The following is an 18,320-nucleotide window of genomic DNA, read 5'->3' as shown; positions in this document are numbered from 1 at the left end:
CAGAAAGGCACCGTGTTGACCTCCACGTCCGCGACGTCGCGGTTGCCGTTGAGCGCGCTGCGCGTCCTCGACCTCACCGAGGGTGCCGCGGAATGGTGTGGCCGCATCCTGGCCGACCTCGGGGCCGAAGTCATCCGCATCGAGCCGCCCGGCGGCTCTCCCGGGCGCCGGGACCAGGTGGGCTTTGCGTTGCGCAACGCAAACAAGGCCGGGGTGGCCGTCGACCTCGATGATCCCGCCGGCCGGTCGGCGTTGCTGGACCTCGCGGCCGATGCCGACATCCTGCTGGAGTCCTTCACCCACGCGCAGGCCCAGGCCCGTGCGTTGACACCGGCGGCGCTTTCGTCGGCAAATCCCGCCCTGGTGGTCGTGTCGATCACCGATTTCGGGCGTACCGGTCCGCACCGCGACCGGGTGGCCACCGAGGATGTTCTCGCTGCCGCCGGCGGTGTGCTGTCGCGATCGGGGCTGCCCGGCGGCACCCCGCTGCTGCCGCCCCGCGGGGTGGTGTCGCTGACCGTCGGTGTGCACGCCGCGTGGGCCGCCCTCGTGGCGTACGTGAAGCGGACACGCACCGGCGCGGGCGAACATGTCGACGTCTCGGCGCTGGAAGCCGTGGTCCACGGGTTCGATCCGGGCTTCGGGTCGCAGGGTTCGGCGGCCGCCGGACGTTCCGAAGACTTTCCGCGCGGGCGGCCCGACGCCGCCAATTTCTATCCGATCTATCCCTGCGCCGACGGCCACGTCCGGGTCTGTCTGCTGGCCACCCGGCAATGGCGCGCCATGTTCTCCTGGCTGGGCGAGCCGCCCGAGTTCGCCGATCCGCGCTATGACGCGATCCCGGCCCGCTTTGCGGCTTCCGACCGGCTGAACCCGCTGATCGCCGCCCTCTTCGCCGACCGTGCCCGCGACGAGTTGATCGCCGAGGGCACCGCGCGAGGAATCCCGATCGCCGGGGTGCTCAGTGTCGACGAGGTGCTTGCCAGCGATCACTTCACCGGCACGGGCACCCTGGTGGCGGCCGAGATCGCCGAGGAGCTGCGCGCAACCGTGCCGTCCGGTTACACGTTCGTCGACGGTGTGCGGGCCGGACTGCGTCGGCGCGCGCCTGAGCCCGGCGAGCACAACCACTTGCTGACCACCGCCCGCTCGACTCGACCCGATCACGATCTCGGGCTGGCGGCGTTGCCGAGCGGGGCGCCGCCGCTGAGTGGTCTGCGAATGCTTGACCTTGGCGTGATCGTGTTCGGCGCCGAACTCGGCCGGCTGTTCGCCGATTACGGCGCCGACGTCATCAAGGTCGAGAACTCCGCGTTCCCCGACGGCCTGCGTCAGACCCGTAAGGGCGGCGGAATGAACGCCTCGTTCGCGTGGGGCCATCGCAACAAGCGCGGCCTTGGTCTCGACTTACGCAGTGCCGACGGAGCACGCCTGTTCCGCGAGCTGGTCGCCGACAGCGACATCGTGTCCGCGAACTTCAAGCCCGGCACCCTCGAATCGCTGGGATTCAGCCACGCCGAGCTTGCCCGCATCAACCCCCGCATCGTCGTCACGGACAGCAGCGCCTTCGGCAGCCGCGGCCCGTGGCGAAGCCGGATGGGCTACGGCCCGCTGGTCCGCGCATCGTGCGGCCTGTCGTCGCTGTGGCGTGACATCGACGCCGATCCCCACCAGCCCAGCGCGTTCTGCGACGGCTCGACGGTCTATCCCGACCACATCGCCGGTCATGCCGCAGCGGTCGCGGCGCTGGCCGCCGTCATCGGCCGGGGCGCTACCGGAGCCGGCCACGCGATCGAAGTCCCCCAGGCCGACGTGGCGGTGTATGCGCTTGGTCCCACCCTGGCCTCCCACTCCAGCCGAGCCCCCGGCGCGGGACGCATCGATGCCGAGGGCAACCGACGCACCGGCGTCGCGCCCGCCGGCGTGTTCCCCTGCGCCGGTGACGACGAGTGGTGCGTGATCTCCGTGCGCGACGACGACGATTGGCAGGCCCTGGCCGCAGTCACCGGGTTGCCCGATGACCCAGAGCTGCGCGACGCCGCGGAGCGCAGCGCCCGCCGCGCAGAAATCGAGGAACGGCTCGCCGCTTGGACCGCCGGCCACGAGGCCGCGCACATCGAAGAGACGCTGCAGGCCGTCGGGGTTCCGGCCGCGGCGATGGTGCGTCTGCCCGAAGAACTCACTCATCCGCAATTGCTCGCGCGCGACTCGTTCCACACCTTGGCGCACCCCCTGCTGTCCCGGCCGATCCCGACCGCCGCGCGCATCGCTGCCTTCTCGACCATTCCCGATCCCGCACTGCGACCCGCGCCCACGCCCGGGCAGCACACCCGAGAGATCTGCGCCTCGCTGCTACGCATGAAACCCGACGAGATCGACGGCCTCGTCACCGCCGGGGTACTGCAGCCGCCGCCCGAGGATCCCGCCACCGCACCGACGCACGCGCCCATCGCGGGCCAACAGTGAAAGGACCGAACACGTGGACATCAGCCGGGACAGGGACACGTTCTTCGTCGGCGGCACCTGGTTGCCCGCGTCCGCCGCGTCGAACACCACCGAGGTGCTCGAAGCGGCAACCGGCAAGGTGCTGGGCAGCGCGGCACTAGCCGGCAGCGCCGAAGTCGACGCCGCGGTGAGCGCGGCACGCGAGGCGCTGGGCGGGCCGTGGGGAGCCAGCTCGGGGGCCGAACGCGCCGGGGCGATGCGCGCGATGGCCACGTCGTTGCAGGCCGGCGGCAAGGAAATCGCCGCACTGGTCAGCCGCGAAAACGGTATGCCTCGCCGACTTTCCCTGGGCGCCAACGGCTTCTTCCCGTCGATCGCCCTGAACTACTACGCCGGCTTGGCCGAACACCTCGACGACGAAGACCTGCGGCCCGGCGCACTGTCACACGTCAGCGTCCGCCGCGAACCCATCGGAGTGGTCGCCGCGGTGGTCCCCTGGAACTATCCGATGGGCCTCGCGGCGATGAAGATCGCGCCGGCGCTGGCCGCCGGCTGCAGCGTGGTGCTCAAACCACCGCCGGAAACCGCACTGGACGCCTACGCCTGGGCCGACGCCGCGTTGCAGGCCGGGTTGCCGGCCGGCGTGCTCAATGTGATCCCCGGCGGGCGCGACGCGGGTGCCGCATTGGTCGCCCATCCTGGCGTCGACAAGGTTGCCTTCACCGGCTCCACGGCGGCCGGACGCGCGATCGGCGAGATATGCGGGCGCCTGCTGCGGCCCGTCACGCTCGAGCTAGGCGGCAAGTCCGCGGCGATCGTCACCGACGACGCCGACCTGGACGCGTTCGTGGCCGCGTTGCCCGACATCTGCCTGCCCAACAACGGCCAGACCTGCCACGCGACGACCCGCATCCTGGCGCCGGCCTCGCGGTATGCCGAGATCGTCGACGCGGTCACCGATACGGTCCGTGGCCTGCAGGTCGGCGACCCGCTGGAGAAGACCACCCAGATCGGTCCGCTGGTCAGCGCCGCCCAGCGGTCCCGCGTGCTCGGCTACATCGAAACCGGCAAGAGCGGCGGCGCGCGGCTGACCACCGGCGGCGGCGTGCCCGCGGATCACTCGCTGGGCTGGTTCATCGAACCCACCGTGTTCGCCGACGTCGACAACGCCATGACGATCGCGCGGGAAGAGATCTTCGGGCCGGTGCTGTGCGTGCTGTCCTACGCCGACGACGACGAGGCCATCGCGATCGCCAACGACTCCGACTACGGCCTGGGTGGCACGGTCTGGACGGCCGACCCCGAGCGGGGCGCGGCGCTGGCCTCACGGATGCGCACCGGATCGGTGGGAATCAACCACTACGCCCTCGACGTCGTCGGGCCGTTTGGCGGTGTCAAAGCCAGCGGCCTGGGTCGCGAACTGGGCCCGGAAGGCCTGGCGCCCTACCTCGCGCTGAAGTCGGTGTACCGGCCACCGGTCAGGGCGGACCGTTGACCGCAGCGCTGGCCGGGCTGGGTATGACAGAGCTCGGCAAGGTCTATGGCCGTTCGTCGACCGCGCTGGCCGCCGAAGCGGTCCAACGCGCCGTCGCGGACGCGGGCCTGGCGCTCAGCGACCTGGACGGGCTGCTGGTCAGCGCCGGCATCAAGCAAGACGTCGGGGTCGGTTTGGCCGCCGTCCTGGGCCTGGGTGAGTTGAATCTGCTGGCACAGGTCAACGCGTTCGGCGCCACCGCCGGGGTGATGGTCGCCGAGGCCGTGCAGGCCATCGCCGCCGGCGCCGTCACCACGGTGGCATGCGTCTTCGCCGACACACCGTTGAAGCCCGAGCGATCCGCGGGCGCATCGTGGCGCTCCCCCAATCGTTCTGGCGGCGCGGGCGCGGCGCGGGGATTGGCCGGTTGGTCGGTGGCCTCCGGTGCGGTCAACCCCAACATCCTCTATGCGCTCTGCGCGCGCCGGCACATGCAGGCGTACGGGACCACCTCGGAACAACTCGGCGAAATCGCTGTTGCCCAACGTGCTTGGGCCGCAGGCAATCCCGTCGCGCAACTGCGTGAGCCACTGACCATCGCCGAACACCAGGAATCGCGGTGGATCGCCGAGCCGCTACATCTGCTGGATTGCTGCCTGGTGAGCAATGGCGCCATCGCGGTGATCGTCACCGCCGCGGACCGAGCCACGAATCTGGCCCACCCACCGGTCTATGTCCGGGGCTACGGGCAGGCGCACGCGGCGCGGCGCATGCACGCCGGGTCGCAGTGGGGACTGGTCACCCCGGCGGCGCGATCCGGGCCGCAAGCCATGCGGATGGCCGGCATCGGGGTGGACGATGTGGACGTGGCGCAGCTGTACGACTGCTACACCTATACCGTGCTGGTCACCCTCGAGGACTACGGGTTTTGCGCCAAAGGCGAAGGCGGCGAATTCGTCTCCGGCGGCCGACTGGCACCGGGCGGCAAGCTCGCGTGTAACACCGGCGGCGGGCAACTGTCGGCCTACTACATGTGGGGCATGACCCCGTTGTCGGAAGCGATCATCCAGGCCCGCGGGGACGGCGGTGCGCGCCAAGCGCCCCGCAACGACGTCGTGCTGGTCAGCGGCAACGGCGGAATTCTCGAGCACCACTCGACGCTCGTGCTCAGCCCGCATCGACGCGGCGGGGTGGCCGCATGACCGGCGTCCTTCCCGCGGTCGTGCGTGACGACGCCAGCGCGTCGTTCTTCGAGGCCGCCGCCCGGGGGGAGTTGCTGGTCAAGCGCGGCCCCACGGGGACGGTGCTGGCCCCCGAGGCGCGCACCGACCCGACGACCGGGTCGTCGGATTTGCAGACCTGCGTCGCGTCCGGCGAGGGAACTCTGATCAGCTGGACGGTCGTGCACCGCGCGCCGCTGCCCGTGCTGGCCGCGTGTGTGCCGTATGTCAGCGCCATCGTCGAATTGGCCGAGGGCCCATGGCTGATGGTGCGGCTGCTGGTCGACGACGCCTCCCGGTTGCGGGAGGGCGACCCGGTTCGAGTGCGCTACCTACGGTCCGGCGACGGCGAAGAGGAAGGCGACGTGGTACCGGTCTTCGAGCCGGTCGAAACCGGGCCGTCCAGAGGGCTGCCGTGATCGTTGACACTCACTTATCTACTGAAATAAGGTTTGCTTCGCGTGGCCACATTTGCGCTCCAGCCCGCTGCTCGCCGCGCCGTGACCTGATCGGCAAGGGAGACCGCACGCGATGACCGAACTGGTAACCGATGGTTTGAGCTACTGGGCGCGCCAGTCCCCCGAACGGGCGGCCATCGTTTTCGACGGCACCGACACCATCGACTACCCGACGTTGGACCGCTGGACCGACTGTGCCGCAATGCATCTGGCAACCGCGGCGCTCAAACCCGGGGACCGGATCGGCATCATCGGCGACAACAGCCTGGAGTGGGTCGTTGCGGCGATCGGAGCCCTCAAGATTGGGTTCGTCGTTGTCCCGTTCAACAACCGCTTCACCGCCGAGGAGTTGCGCTATCTGATCGACGACTCCACGCCGAGCCTCATTCTCGCCGATGACCCCCACCATGACCGGATCACGGCGGCCATCCAAGGGACCTCGACTCCACTGTGGCGTCTTGAAGACTTCGCCGCGTTGCGCCACCAACAACATCGGACGGTTCCGCGCCGATCGGACGCGCACCCCGACGACGTCACCCAAATCGTCTATACCAGCGGAACGACTTCGCACCCAAAGGGTGTCATCTTCACCCACCGCAGCACATTCAACCTTGTCGCCGATCTCGCCATCACCGAACCGACATTTCGGCCCGGCGCCCGGATCATCTACACGCTGTCGATGTCGGGTGCCCCCGGATTGCTCTGGCACATCCTGCACCCGTTGACCAGAGGGATGACGATCTTCTACGAGCGCGGCTTCGACGCCGGCGCCGCGCTGCACCGACTCGCCACGGAGCGGATCCAAATCCACAGTGGGGTACCGCTTTTGTACGAGCGCATGGCGGCCCATCCGGATTTCGCCTCGGCCGATCTGTCGGCGCTGGAACTGGCGACGATCGCGGGTGCCGCGGCCCCCGTTTCGACGATGCGGGCGTGGCTCGACAAGGGCGTGACCGTTCAGCAAGCGTACGGAATGACGGAGCTGGGCGGGCTTTCCACCATCAATCCGAAGGAGAACGCCGTCGCACACCCCGAGTCGATCGGCACGGGAACGGTTTTCACGCGGCTGCGGGTAGTGCGGCCCGATGGAACGGACTGCGGCCCCGACGAGCCCGGCGAAATCATCGTGTCCGGCCCCGGCATCTCCCCCGGGTATTGGCGGAACGACCATGCCTACGCCGCCGCTATGCGGAACGGCTGGTTTCACAGCGGCGACGTTGGCATCAAGGACGCCAACGGGATCCGCGTCATCGACCGGCTCAAAGACATCATCATCACCGGCGGATTCAATGTCGCTCCCTCCGAGATCGAGGCGGTGGTCGCCGGGCTGCCCGGCGTGATCGAGGCATGTGTGGTGTCGGCGTTCGATCCCAAATTCGGTGAGGCGCCCGCAGCGATCATCTACACCGAAGAAAACCTGACCGCAGAGGCAGTCATCGAGCACTGCCGCGCGCATCTTGCCGGCTACAAGGTCCCGCGTCACGTCATCGTCCAAGACACGGCACTGCCACGGAATGCCAGCGGCAAGATTGCGCGGCGCCACATCCGGGACGCTCACCCCGAGCTGACCCACGACACTCAAGCCGCGGGGTGAGCCCGACGCCGCACTAAGAGGCCGTCGGCTCCTTGAATTCCGTTATGGCCGAGCCGAACTCACCCCAATGCTGCGGTGGCGGCGCGGAGTCCGGCACATTCGGTGCGGCGCCGCGCAGGAAACTACGGATCGCTTCGGCGAATGCCCCGGTGGCGGATCGCTGATTGGCGGCTGCCGCCGCGACCAGAACGGGTTCGGTCGCCGGATCGGCGTTCGCGAACAGGCGCCCCCTCCCGTCGTCACCGTGCATCGCCTCGGTAATGCCGGCGCCCAGAGTCAACTTGTCCAGGCCGTCCAGAATCAACACCACCTGGTCCAGCGGAACACCGATCTCGGTGAGGTAGATGGCGGAATCGTTGTAGTTGCGGATGAGCACATCGCGCGGCATGAACTGCAGCAGCAGCGGCACGGCATTGTGGTGGCGCAGCATCGAATCGCGGAACGCCAGACTCAGCGCCACCAGCCACTCCATCCAGTTGGGCACCGAAGTGGGGTCGGGTAAACGTGTCTCGACCACGATCGCCCGCGCCACCGCCTTCAAAATCTCTGCCTTGTCGGTGAAGTGGTGATACAGCGACGGCGCCTGCACGTTGAGCTCGCGCGCCAGCCGGGGCAGGCTGAACGCGTCTAGACCCTCCGTATCGATGATGCGCAGCGAAGCCTCCACCACGGCGTCGCGGCGGATTAGGGGCTTGGAGGGACGAGGCATAGGCATATTATCGACTATCCGCTGCTCAAAAGCAGCAACGCGGTACGTGAGAGTCGCCATAAACCTACGACCAGCAGGTTTATCAGTCCGTCTGCGGCGGCGCGTAGTCCGCGAGGGCATCGGAGAGCGCCTCCCGGGAATCCACCCCGAGCTTTCGGAACACATTGCGCAGATGCCACGCAACGGTGTTGCGTGCGACGAACGTCAGCTCCGCGATACTGCGGTTGTCATGCCCCGACGCGGCGAGCTGGGCGAGCCGACGCTCGGTCGGGGTCAACGATTCCGCGCCGACCCGGGCCGGCCGACGGGGGCGTGCGCCGGTCGCCATCAGCTCCTCATGGGCGCGGTTGGCCAGCGCCGTCGCGCCGCCACGGTGCGCCAGGTCGAGGGCGTTGGTCAATGGCTCGCGCGCCGCCACCCGCGAGCCGGCACGACGCAGATGGACGCCGAGATCGGTCAGTGCCCGCGCGAGTTCCAGCCGGGCGCCGGTCTTCTCGAGGACCGCCACCGACTCGGTGAGGGTAGCCAGCGCTTCCGAGGGGTCGTGTACGAGCGCGGACCTGCGCAGCGCAGCGCCCAGCGCGATCGGCGTTTCGAATCGCCGGGCCAGCTCGATCTCGGATTCGATGAGTTCGCGGGCTCGCTCAGTGTCGCCCGCGGCCGCGGCAACCATGCACGCCAGCGGCCGCCATGGCAGCACCGCCGGGTTGATCATGCCGTAGTCGCGCAGCGCCTGCACTGCCGCATCGAGGTCGGCCTGTGCTGTCGTAAGCTCCTTGCGCCACAGTCGAAGCCGCGCCCTGGCCACGTAGAACCAGGCGTTGATTCCCAACGCTTCCGGTGGTGCCAGCTCTTGCTCGCCACGGCTGAGCATGTCAGCGGCTTGATCCAATTCGCCGCGCTCGATCATGCAATGCACGAGCGTCGCCAGCGCCGTCGGAGCCAGCGCGTGCCAGCCGCGTTTCATCCCGTCGACCGCGGTTTGCGCGTCCACCATCGCATCGTTGACGCGGCCCGCCGCATAGCACACCAACGCCCGCATCAGCGCGGCCTCCGCGAAGGCCAGCGACGCACCGCGACTGCGCGCGTCGGCGAGCACGGCATCGATATGACGCTCCGCCGCATCCAGTTCCCCGCCGTAAAGCAACGGCAACACAACAAGATTGACTACCGGCGATTCCGATGTCTGTTCGACCAAAAGTCTGCCGTCGGCAATGGCCATGCCCGCCAACGCCGCTGCCCGCGACGCCGGGGGCACCTGCAACGAGAGATTCAACGCCCGGATGGCCAGCATTGCCCTGTCACCGGCGCCCTGTGGCGGTGATACTTCGGCCGCATCGAGCAGATCGACCCGGCGATGAATTGGGGCCAAATAGGATTCGGCGCACATCGACGATGCCTGGAATCGCCGAAAGACCTGCAAATCGCCGTCCTCGAATAGCTCAGCGCCGCGTCGGAACGCGGCAGCGGCTTCCTCGTGCCTGCCGTAGCGGTACAGCGTTTGCCCCAGCGAATAGAGCGCATCGGCGCGCACGGCGGGCTCGTCGATCAGCAGCATCGCTTGCTCGAAGCGCTGCAACGACGTCGTCTGTCCCGCGGCCGCTTCGGTGAGACCGAGGTCAATCAGAAGGCCTGGCGAGACCGAGTCCGGCGGGGCCGTGTCCAATGCGCGGCGCAGATAACGAATCGCATTCGCCGGAGAGCCTTTTCGAGCGGCCGCACGTGCGGCCGCATGCAAAATTCCAGCCACCCACGCCTCCTCACTCGGCGTGGCCTCCAGCAGATGGCCCGCGACGACCTCCGAGTCGGTTCCGATGGCCGCAAGCAGCTTTGCGGCGCGCGCGTGCGCTTCGGGCTTCTCCCCCGGCGACAGGGAGGCATACGTCGCCGATCGGATCATGGGATGGGCGAACGAGGCCGGGTCGGCGGTGTCGAAGATCCGCGCGGCAACGAGCTGCTCGGCCGCGGTGACCGCCGGGGCGGGTCGCAGCGCTGCGAGTCGGGTGACCACGGCCAGAGACATCCCGTCGCCCAACACGGCGGCAGCCTTGGCCAGCTCCCGGGCATCCGGTCCCAGCCGCGTCAGCCTACGGGCGATCTGGCGTCGCACCGAATGCGGTGTGCGCAACGAAGCGGTGCCGGCCGCGGCGATGTCTGGTTCGTCGCGCAGCTCGGCGATGACCTCGCTGACCAGGAAGGGATTCCCGCCTGTCTCGTGGTGCACCGTATCGATCAGGGCCTCATCGACTGTTGACTCCAGGCCAGTTGCGAGCAGCTCGCCGACCGCCCGCCGACTGAGTTCGGACGGCCGAATCGGTGGTGCGGCGCTGCTCTCCCACAGCAACGAGACCAGATCCGAATGGGTCTCGGGATCGTCGGTGCGCACCGCGGTCAGCAGCGCGATCGGGAGATCGTCCAGCCGCTCGCCCAGATAGGCGAAAAACCGGAGCGAGCCGGGATCCGCCCACTGCGCGTCGTCGACGAGCAGCGCGAAGGGTCCGTGCCCGGAGAGGTTGACCATGAGCCAGTACAGGCCGTGGATAACGGTGAACTCGTCCGTCGTGTCGGTGTATTCGGCCGGCTGGACCCGACGACTCACCATCGGTTCGGCGAGAACTGCTGGGCCACTGAATAATTCGCCGCGTTCGTCGGCGGTGGCGCGGACCAACCGTGCTTCCACCAATTCGACGGCCATCCCGAAGGCGAGCTCCCGGCTGAGTTCGCTGCCCCGCGCCCGCAGCACCGTGAAACCGGCCTCGGCCGCGAGCGCGGCCGCCTGGTCCAGGAGGTACGACTTGCCGATACCGCTGGGCCCCTCGACGACACAAGCCTGCCCCCGGCCGTTGCGCGCGTGCGCGATCACGGAGCGCAACGCATCCAATTCGCGGTCGCGCTCGAGCGGATGAACGGGTCTCGACATTATTCGCGCAGTATGGCACTAACCGAAAACCCATCACAGGGCCGCGAAAACCTCCCCCGGGTGGGTGGCGACTGCACCCCATTGCCGTCGATACGTTGCCGACGTGGGAACAAGCGCGCAACCGAAGACATATGACGTGGTGGTCGTCGGCGGGGGCCACAACGGTCTCACCTGCGCGGCGTTTCTGGCCAAGGCGGGCAAGCGGGTTTTGGTGCTGGAGGCCCGCGACACCGTCGGCGGCCTGGTCTGGACGATGGAGATGCCCAACGCGCCCGGCTTCAAGGTGAGCCCGTGCAGCGTCGAGTTCGTGCTGCCCGGCGTCAAGCCCTCCATCGTGGACCAGCTGGAGCTACACAAGCACGGACTGCGGTGGGTGCACCCGACCGCCCTGACGACCTGGCTGGGTCCCGACGGCGCCAGCGTCGCGTTCTACCAGGACATTGCCCGCACCAAAACCGAAATCGCGAAGTACTCCCGCCGGGACGCACAACGGTACGAGGAACTCGTCGACATCATCACCGAAACGCTGTTGACGCTGATGCCGTACTTTCACGGCCACCCCTGGCGGATAAAGCCCCACACGGTGTTCGACGTCCTCAAGCAGGCGGCCAAGAGTCGCACCAAGCTGGCCAAGGGCGCCCGCGTCATGCTCGGCTCGATCGACGCCGTGCTCGAAGAGTGGTTTGAGCGAGAAGAGATCAAGGCCCCGATCGCCGCCTACTCGGCGGGCACGTTCGGGCCGATCACCGAGACCGGCACCGGATTCCACCTGGCGTTCCTGTGTGGAATCCATCAATGGGGCGTGAAACGGCCGGTCGGTGGCAGCGGCGCCTTTACCCAGGCGATCGCCAACGCGGTACGCCACCACGGCGGCGATATTCGCACCAGCGCCAGGGCCAAACGGGTGCTCACCCACAACGGATTCGCACGCGGGGTCGAGTTGGACAACGGCGAGCAGATCCTGGCGTCCGACGTGGTGTGCGCCGTGGATCCCTACACCTTGCTGACCAAGCTGCTCGACCCGTCCGACGTGCCCGACTCGACCTTCGACCAGCTTCGGTCGCTACAGGTAGGCCGGTACAACGTGCTTTATTTCGACGCCGAAATGGCATTGTCGGGCCGGCCGAAATTCCCGGGATTCGACGACGACGAATACACGTCGACCTTGATGTTGTGCCCGACGCTGGACTACATGCGGCGGTCGACCGTCGACGGCATGGCCGGCACCTTCACCGACGAGATCCCGATGGCCACGCTGAGTTCCTCGGTCTACGACCGCAGCCTGGTGCCGGCCTCCAGTGCGGGCGAGACACTGAAGTTCTACTGCTTCAACACTCCGATCGAGCTGTCCAACGGGCGAAGCTGGGACGACGAGAAAAAGGACTACTTCGAGCGCGCCCTGGACCACTACGAGCTCTATGCGCCCGGCACCCGGGACCTGATCATCGACGCCCACCTCACCGCGCCACCGGATTTTCAGGAGCGCTATTTCGTCCACGGCGGCAACTACGAGCATGTCGATCTCACCCTGAACCAGCTCGGCCCGACGCGGCCCATCCCGGCGCTCGCCGGTTACGAGAGCCCGGTTGAGCGGGTATGGCATTCCGGGGCGGGCGCTTTCCCGATGGCCTACATCAGCGGCTGGCCGGGCCGTAACACCGCGGACGCGGTGCTGCGCGGCCCGTCCCGACTGCGCCGCCGCGCTCGCAAAAAGGCGGCATCCTCGACGCTGCCGCCCCTGCAATTCAGGACCGTCGAATGACGCCGGCGGCCCGCGTCAGAACCCACGAGTTCGCCGATTCCGATGATTTCGCCCATCCGCCGCAAGGCGATCCGAGCTGGTCGGAGAGCTTCCTGGTCCAGGCATACTGCCCGGGCAGCAACATCGGCTTCTACGCGCACACCAACCGCACTTCGTGGGACACAGCGCTGTGGAGCGAGGTGGTGGCCGTCTACCTGCCGGGTGACCGATTCGCGGTGGGCAAAGGCTTCGGCTACGCACCGTCCGCACGCCAGGTCGGCGGCAGCTTGTCCTTCGAGGCGCCAACGCCTTTCGAGGAGAACATCACCCGTTACCGGGGTGCGGCGCAACTCATCGACGGCCATACACTGCGTGACGGCCCGGCTCCGTCGGGAATGCACGTCGGGCTCGACGTCGAGCTGACGCACCACGCGCTGGGGGCACCCTTCGGTGTCGGCGACGTGCGCCCGGGCAACTTCGGGCACACCCACTATGAGCAGCACTTCAGCTGCAGCGGCCGGATCACCCTCGACGGTGAGCGCTTCGATGTGGAGGGCACCGGAATGCGAGACCACACCTGGGGACCGCGCGACTTGTCGGTGATGGGCAACCACTTCTGGATTCACGGCGAATTCCCGGACGGGCGCTGGCTCTCCACGATGTGCATCACCCGCCGCGGCGGCGGGGACGCGCTGCTGAACTTCCACGTCATCGGCGACGGCGCCGGCATGACCCATGCGTCGTTGGTCAGCCATGACGCGCTGCTCGACGCGGAATCCGAGGTCTTCGATCCATGGCGGATCGAACTGCGGGCTGGTGACCAGATCCACGAGATACGCGGGGAAATCATTGCGCCCATGCCGTTTTCGTTCGTGGGTCCGGTCGAGATGACGCTCGGCACCGACCGCACGCCCGACGCCAGCCACGTTGTGTACGAATCTCAGGCCCGCCTGAGCTGGAACGGTCAAATCGGCTACGGGCTCTGCGAGCGCACCGTGGCCAGACCCAGAAAGGAATCAATCAGATGAACTCCCATGTCGTGACGGGCTACCCACTCGACAACCACCGGACCACGCCGATCCCGGCGTTCACCCAATTCGCCGGGGCGGTCCACGACAGTCCCAACATCGATTACATGTGGCTCTGGGACGAACTGTCCGGATGGTTCCCCGGGGAGCTGTGGACCCCGGACAACACGCCGGCGGCCGAATTCATCGACGGTAACTCCACCTATGACCCGTTCCTGCAGGCCGCGATCGCCCTGGCGCACAACCCCGATGCCAACATCCGGCTGTCGACCGACGCGATTCGCAGCGCACCGGCCGAGCTGCTGCGCAAGGTACTCACATTGAGCAACGCGACCAGCGGTGACGTCGTGGTCGCGGTCGGCGCCGGCGAGCTACGGCAGACAAAACCGTTCGGCTACAAGCGGACCGAAGGCCTCAAGAGGCTCGAGGACGTTTTCCAGCTCGTCCGCCGTCTCTACGACGAGCCGGAGCCGTGGACGCAAGAGACGAACTTCTGGCATCTGAAGAACGCCACGATCGGCAATCACCGCCCGGACAAGCGTCCCGAGTTCTGGGCTTTAGGTGGCGGCCCGGTGCTTCTGGACATCGCGGCCCGGTATGCGGACGGCTTCGAAGCCGCCTCCCCGCAGGCCATTCAGACACCGGAGGAATTCTCCGAGACCGTCACGGCGATGCGCCAGAAGGTGCAGAGCTACGGCCGCGACCCGGATGCGTTCGGATTCGGCATCTGGAGCATCTACGTCTGCCACGAGGATCCCGAGGTCATCGAGAAGGTTCTGGCCAACCCGATAGTCCGCTATTTCGCGGGGCAATTCGGCCGCCTGGATCAAGCCCGTTGGATCGAAGAAGGCGAGACGCCGGTGATGCCAGAGGGGTGGCATTACGCGGTCAAGTGGGCTCCCTTCGAGCAGACCGACGAGGAAATCAATCGCATCGTCAATGCCACGCCAGTTTCGATGTCACGCAAGGCGTTCCACGTGGGCACGCCGCAGGAAATGGCCAAGTTGCACTCTGGATTCGTCGAGGCCGGTGCGCAATTCGTCGGCTGGTTGGATATGACGCCGCTGGCGCTCGGACCGCTGGAGGGGCCGGAGTCGCTGCGCCGCGCCAACGAAATTTCCGGACTGATCAAGCAGGCGGCGGGGGTGGGCGTGTGACGACGAGCCGGGTCGAAGGGCCCCAACACCTCGCCGATGTCGACGAGCTCCTGCATCAGGTTCCCGATGTGCCGCTTTGGGTCGAGAACTATCTGAGCCAGGCCTATTTCCCCGCCGAGCGCATCGGCATGTTCCTGCACCTCGGCCGGGTCTCGTTCGACCAGCCGGCCTGGGACGAGCTGGCCCTGATCTTCCTGCCGAACGACATGTTCTTGGCGGCACGCGGATTCGGGTACGGCGGTGAAACGCCGCGGGGTCCGGCCGGCCCGTCCCTCACCTATCGGTGCATGGAGCCGTGGCGTCGGTGGCGCAAGACATTTCGCGGACCGGCCCGGCTGGTGTCCGGCGATGAACTGCGCGGCGGCGGCGTGGCCGACGGGTTACACGTCAAGCTGTCCTTCGACCTGACCTACGAGGCGATGTGCCCGCCCTTCGAGCTCGGCGCGATGCACGAGCAGAACTGGGCGTCATCGCATTACGAGCAGCATTGTTCCGTCACCGGAACACTGTCGTACGGCGACGTGTCGGTCACGCTGGACGGCACCGGGATCCGGGACCACAGCACCGGGGTGCGCGATCTGACGGGTCTGCACAATCACATCTGGTGTCACGCGGAATGGCCTGACGGCCGCGCGTTCTGCCTGATGTATCTGGCCAATCGCGACGGTACCGGGCGGATGAACCACGCGGCCGTGTGTACCGGTGACACTGTGCGCTACGGCCGGCTGGTCAGCGCTGCCCCGCTTCTCGACTCGTGGGACGGGCGCGGCGACGATTACACGCTCACTCTGGAAGTCGAGAATGAGACCATCCAGCTGACGGCGACGATAGGTGAGATCGGCGCTTTGACAATCGCCGGTCCCGGCGAGATCGTCCGCGGGGCCGCGCGTGGGGACGGCTGCCACCACCTGCTCGCCGAGGCGATGACCAGATTCAATTGGGACGGCCAGGTTGGTTACGGCCTCACCGAACGATCGGTCCTGGTGCGATGAGCCTGCGACAGCTTCCACAGTCGGCCGACGACCTCGACGACTCATGGGCCAGCCAGGCGCTGGGCACATCGGTGCGCGTGACCAACCACGAAAGCGTGGGATTGGGAACGGCATTCGCTTGCCGGCTCTTCCGGCTCACGCTCGACGCGCCGCCCGGCACACCCACGAGCGTGCTGGTCAAGATGCCGATCGTCGGCGACACCCGCGCGATGCTGGACGGTATCGGCACCTACAGCCGTGAGATCGAGTTCTATCGCGAGCTGGCGCCGCACCTGCCGGTGCGCACGCCGAAAATCTACTCCGCCGAGCAGGCAGCCGACTCCACCGACTTCGTGTTGGTAATGGAGGACCTGGCCGGCGATTGTGTGCAGATCGACCAGCACGAGGGATTCAGCCGGCACCAGGCCGAGGCGATCACCGACGCGCTCGCGCGCTTCCATGGTTGGTCATGGGGCAAAGAGCAATTACTGCAACGGTATTCCGCCAGGTTCTGGCCCACCTCCTCGGGCGAGGGACGCGCCCTGCAGCAGCAGTACGGCCAGCTCTTCGCCTATGTGTGGGGGCTGCGCCGCGACGCCTTGGTGGAACTGCTACCGCCCAGCGCGGTTTCGATCTCGGATCGCTTCACCGAGCTGCAGCCACGGATGATCGACGCGCTGGCGACGCCAACCTGCATCACCCACGGCGAACTGCGCTCGGACAACCTGCTTTTCGATGCGAATGGTGAACCGGTGTTCATCGACTTCCAGACGGTGGGACAGGAGTGCGGCATCCGGGAACTCCAATATCTGCTGTGCACCAGCATCCCGCCCGAACGACTCGCGGGCATCGAAGATGCTCTCATCCAACGCTATTGCGGCGGCCTGGCGAACTACGAACCCGACCAGGCGCGCGAACAGTACCGCTGGGCGACGGCGTACAACCTGTTGTGGCCGATCATGGCGAACGTCCGCTGGGAAGGCTCCGACCAGAGGGGGCGCGACAGGCTCGACGACATGGTTCGCCGGCTCGGCGCCGCGGTCGAGCGGCACTCGTCGGCCGACTTGTTCTGAGGTCCGCCAACATTGCGGCTGCGCAAAGGAGCGAGATGGCCGAACTCGACGGCAGAGTAGCGATTGTCACCGGGGCGGCTCGCGGGATCGGGGCCGCTATCGCCCGCGCTTTCAACGACCGTGGAGCATCCGTGGTGATCTGCGACGTTGGCGGGGACCCCGAGCACGTGGCATCCGGGCTGCGCGACAGTGTCGGCGTCGTGTGCGACGTCAGCAATGAACACGACGTCGACGGCCTGATCGACAGAACACTCGACGAATTCGGCCGGCTCGACATTGTGGTCAACAATGCGGGCATCGACGGCGTGTTCGCTCCCCTGGCAGAATCTGCGCCCGAAACCTTCGACCAGGTGATCGCCGTGAACCTTCGCGGAGCGTATCTCGGGATGAGGAAATCGATTCCGGCGCTGATCTCCAGCGGAGGCGGTTCCGTCATCAACATCGCGTCGGTGGCCGCGGTCGTCGCCTTCGCGGGAGCGAGTGCGTACACGGCGAGCAAGGCCGGGGTGATCGGGTTGACGCGGGTCGCCGCACACGAGTATGGAAATTCCGGCGTCCGGGTGAACGCAATACTTCCGGGGGTGATCGAGACGCCCATGCTCACCGACCTCAAAGAGACGGCTCCCGATATGTACCAGCAGATCAAGGCTCGCGCCGTGGCCATGACCTCCCAGGCCAGATTGGGACATCCCGACGAAATCGCCTCGGTGGCAGCCTTTCTCGCGGGTGACGGCGCTTCCTACCTCACCGGGGCTGCAATTCCCGTCGACGGTGGCTACACGGTGGCGTAGCGCACTCTAGCCGACGCTAGGTTGCAAGGTTCCGCTGCTCTCAGCCACCTCGGCGATGTGACTGGCGCGTAACATCAGCCACGTCATCGTCACCATCCAGACGAAGAAGGATACGCAGAGCAGCCACCACGCCAGTATCCCGTTCCAGGCCACCGGGCCGCTGTGCACGAAGACGACGAAACTGCCCGGCGCGACGCCCAGCGCGGTCCAAATGTTGAGGTACGCACACCAGCGCGGCAGCAGGGGCTGTGACCGCCGGTCTCCGAATACGACGATCGCGATGATCGCCATCTGCACCATCGCGGTTCCGACCACCCCGACATACGGCAGCCACGCCAGATCGTTCAGCATTTGGATCGTCTCGGGGCTGCGCTCGCTTCGGTATGCGGCCGTCTGCCATACCAATTGGGGGAAGATGAACTCGAGGATCAAGCACGAGCCGGCGATCAGCTGCGCCGTTGCCAGCGGTGAATCACTGCCCGCGATCCGCCGGATCTGATGCGTCAGGGCTGCGACGAAGAATGCCAGGAAGGGCGCCGCCCCGGTGGCGACCCAGAGGCCGGTACGGATCCGGCCCCGCCCCTCGGCGAACATCCGCGCTACCGCTTCGGCGCTCATCCCCGGGGCCGGCGGCGGAATGAAGCCGGCAAGCAGCCAGAATCCGACGAAGAAGAGCGGGGCGAAAGTGATTCCGCCCCATATGCAAACGCGCTGTTGTCGTTCCGTCATCATGACCGCA

General features: G+C 67.2%; 14 protein-coding genes. 11 read left to right on the top strand and 3 right to left on the bottom strand.

The genetic code is table 11. The annotated features are described in order from the left end of the window. Window positions 1-15: 15 nt before the first annotated feature. The 5 genes from G6N55_RS28120 (at window position 16) to G6N55_RS28100 (ending at window position 7,191) form a co-directional block, all read left to right on the top strand. The gene (locus tag G6N55_RS28120; RefSeq protein ID WP_085221719.1) at window positions 16-2,466 is read left to right on the top strand and encodes a CaiB/BaiF CoA transferase family protein; all 2,451 of its coding nucleotides are present in this window, start codon (window positions 16-18) and stop codon (window positions 2,464-2,466) included. 13 nt (window positions 2,467-2,479) lie between these two features. Further along, window positions 2,480-3,940, top strand: a complete 1,461-nt coding sequence (locus G6N55_RS28115) for an aldehyde dehydrogenase (RefSeq protein WP_085221541.1) — start codon at window positions 2,480-2,482, stop codon at window positions 3,938-3,940. Beyond that, entirely contained in the window at window positions 3,937-5,121 is a 1,185-nt protein-coding gene (locus tag G6N55_RS28110) for a thiolase family protein (RefSeq protein WP_232078852.1), read from the top strand. Before G6N55_RS28115 ends, G6N55_RS28110 begins: the two co-directional genes overlap by 4 nt. Next, the gene (locus tag G6N55_RS28105; RefSeq protein ID WP_085221539.1) at window positions 5,118-5,558 is read left to right on the top strand and encodes a Zn-ribbon domain-containing OB-fold protein; all 441 of its coding nucleotides are present in this window, start codon (window positions 5,118-5,120) and stop codon (window positions 5,556-5,558) included. Before G6N55_RS28110 ends, G6N55_RS28105 begins: the two co-directional genes overlap by 4 nt. A gap of 112 nt (window positions 5,559-5,670) precedes the next feature. Then, complete coding sequence (locus G6N55_RS28100) at window positions 5,671-7,191, top strand: class I adenylate-forming enzyme family protein (RefSeq protein ID WP_085221538.1); 1,521 nt, start codon at window positions 5,671-5,673, stop codon at window positions 7,189-7,191. 13 nt (window positions 7,192-7,204) lie between these two features. Here G6N55_RS28100 and G6N55_RS28095 read toward each other — a convergent pair whose 3' ends face one another. Next, on the bottom strand, window positions 7,205-7,960 hold the full coding sequence (locus G6N55_RS28095) for a TetR/AcrR family transcriptional regulator (protein WP_232078851.1): 756 nt from the start codon (window positions 7,958-7,960) through the stop codon (window positions 7,205-7,207). A gap of 22 nt (window positions 7,961-7,982) precedes the next feature. Further along, entirely contained in the window at window positions 7,983-10,820 is a 2,838-nt protein-coding gene (locus tag G6N55_RS28090; protein ID WP_085221536.1) for an ATP-binding protein, read from the bottom strand. A 64-nt stretch (window positions 10,821-10,884) separates the two neighbouring features. Between G6N55_RS28090 and G6N55_RS28085 the strand changes: the two genes are divergently transcribed. Genes G6N55_RS28085 through G6N55_RS28060 form a run of 6 tightly spaced genes read left to right on the top strand, consistent with a single transcriptional unit; the run spans window position 10,885 to window position 17,581 of the window. After that, a complete protein-coding gene (locus G6N55_RS28085; protein ID WP_085221535.1) occupies window positions 10,885-12,582 on the top strand; it encodes a phytoene desaturase family protein in 1,698 nt (565 codons plus the stop codon). Continuing rightward, window positions 12,579-13,589 (top strand): DUF7065 domain-containing protein, encoded by a 1,011-nt coding sequence (locus tag G6N55_RS28080; RefSeq protein WP_085221534.1) that lies wholly within the window; start codon window positions 12,579-12,581, stop codon window positions 13,587-13,589. The genes G6N55_RS28085 and G6N55_RS28080 overlap by 4 nt, the downstream gene beginning before the upstream one ends. Continuing rightward, on the top strand, window positions 13,586-14,746 hold the full coding sequence (locus G6N55_RS28075; protein WP_085221533.1) for an LLM class flavin-dependent oxidoreductase: 1,161 nt from the start codon (window positions 13,586-13,588) through the stop codon (window positions 14,744-14,746). Before G6N55_RS28080 ends, G6N55_RS28075 begins: the two co-directional genes overlap by 4 nt. Then, entirely contained in the window at window positions 14,743-15,738 is a 996-nt protein-coding gene (locus G6N55_RS28070; RefSeq protein WP_085221532.1) for a hypothetical protein, read from the top strand. The genes G6N55_RS28075 and G6N55_RS28070 overlap by 4 nt, the downstream gene beginning before the upstream one ends. Continuing rightward, the gene (locus G6N55_RS28065; RefSeq protein ID WP_085221531.1) at window positions 15,735-16,790 is read left to right on the top strand and encodes a phosphotransferase; all 1,056 of its coding nucleotides are present in this window, start codon (window positions 15,735-15,737) and stop codon (window positions 16,788-16,790) included. Before G6N55_RS28070 ends, G6N55_RS28065 begins: the two co-directional genes overlap by 4 nt. 35 nt (window positions 16,791-16,825) lie before the next feature. Beyond that, complete coding sequence (locus tag G6N55_RS28060; RefSeq protein ID WP_085221530.1) at window positions 16,826-17,581, top strand: SDR family NAD(P)-dependent oxidoreductase; 756 nt, start codon at window positions 16,826-16,828, stop codon at window positions 17,579-17,581. Window positions 17,582-17,587: 6 nt separating this feature from the next. Here the strand turns inward: G6N55_RS28060 and G6N55_RS28055 are convergent, their stop codons facing one another. Further along, on the bottom strand, window positions 17,588-18,313 hold the full coding sequence (locus tag G6N55_RS28055) for a hypothetical protein (protein ID WP_085221529.1): 726 nt from the start codon (window positions 18,311-18,313) through the stop codon (window positions 17,588-17,590). Between the last annotated feature and the right edge of the window lie 7 nt (window positions 18,314-18,320).

Origin of the sequence: Mycobacterium florentinum (genome assembly GCF_010730355.1) — a bacterium.
GTDB lineage: Bacteria > Actinomycetota > Actinomycetes > Mycobacteriales > Mycobacteriaceae > Mycobacterium > Mycobacterium florentinum.
Note: the sequence above shows the minus strand (reverse complement) of the source record. Positions and strands in the feature narration are given on the sequence as shown.

Coding starts and splice junctions, on each gene's coding strand:
- G6N55_RS28095 (WP_232078851.1), bottom strand. CDS start 7,960: ATGGCGACTCTCACGTACCGCGTTGCTGCTTTTGAGCAGCGGATAGTC.
- G6N55_RS28080 (WP_085221534.1), top strand. CDS start 12,579: ATGACGCCGGCGGCCCGCGTCAGAACCCACGAGTTCGCCGATTCCGAT.
- G6N55_RS28100 (WP_085221538.1), top strand. CDS start 5,671: ATGACCGAACTGGTAACCGATGGTTTGAGCTACTGGGCGCGCCAGTCC.
- G6N55_RS28075 (WP_085221533.1), top strand. CDS start 13,586: ATGAACTCCCATGTCGTGACGGGCTACCCACTCGACAACCACCGGACC.
- G6N55_RS28090 (WP_085221536.1), bottom strand. CDS start 10,820: ATGTCGAGACCCGTTCATCCGCTCGAGCGCGACCGCGAATTGGATGCG.
- G6N55_RS28055 (WP_085221529.1), bottom strand. CDS start 18,313: ATGATGACGGAACGACAACAGCGCGTTTGCATATGGGGCGGAATCACT.
- G6N55_RS28060 (WP_085221530.1), top strand. CDS start 16,826: ATGGCCGAACTCGACGGCAGAGTAGCGATTGTCACCGGGGCGGCTCGC.
- G6N55_RS28105 (WP_085221539.1), top strand. CDS start 5,118: ATGACCGGCGTCCTTCCCGCGGTCGTGCGTGACGACGCCAGCGCGTCG.
- G6N55_RS28065 (WP_085221531.1), top strand. CDS start 15,735: ATGAGCCTGCGACAGCTTCCACAGTCGGCCGACGACCTCGACGACTCA.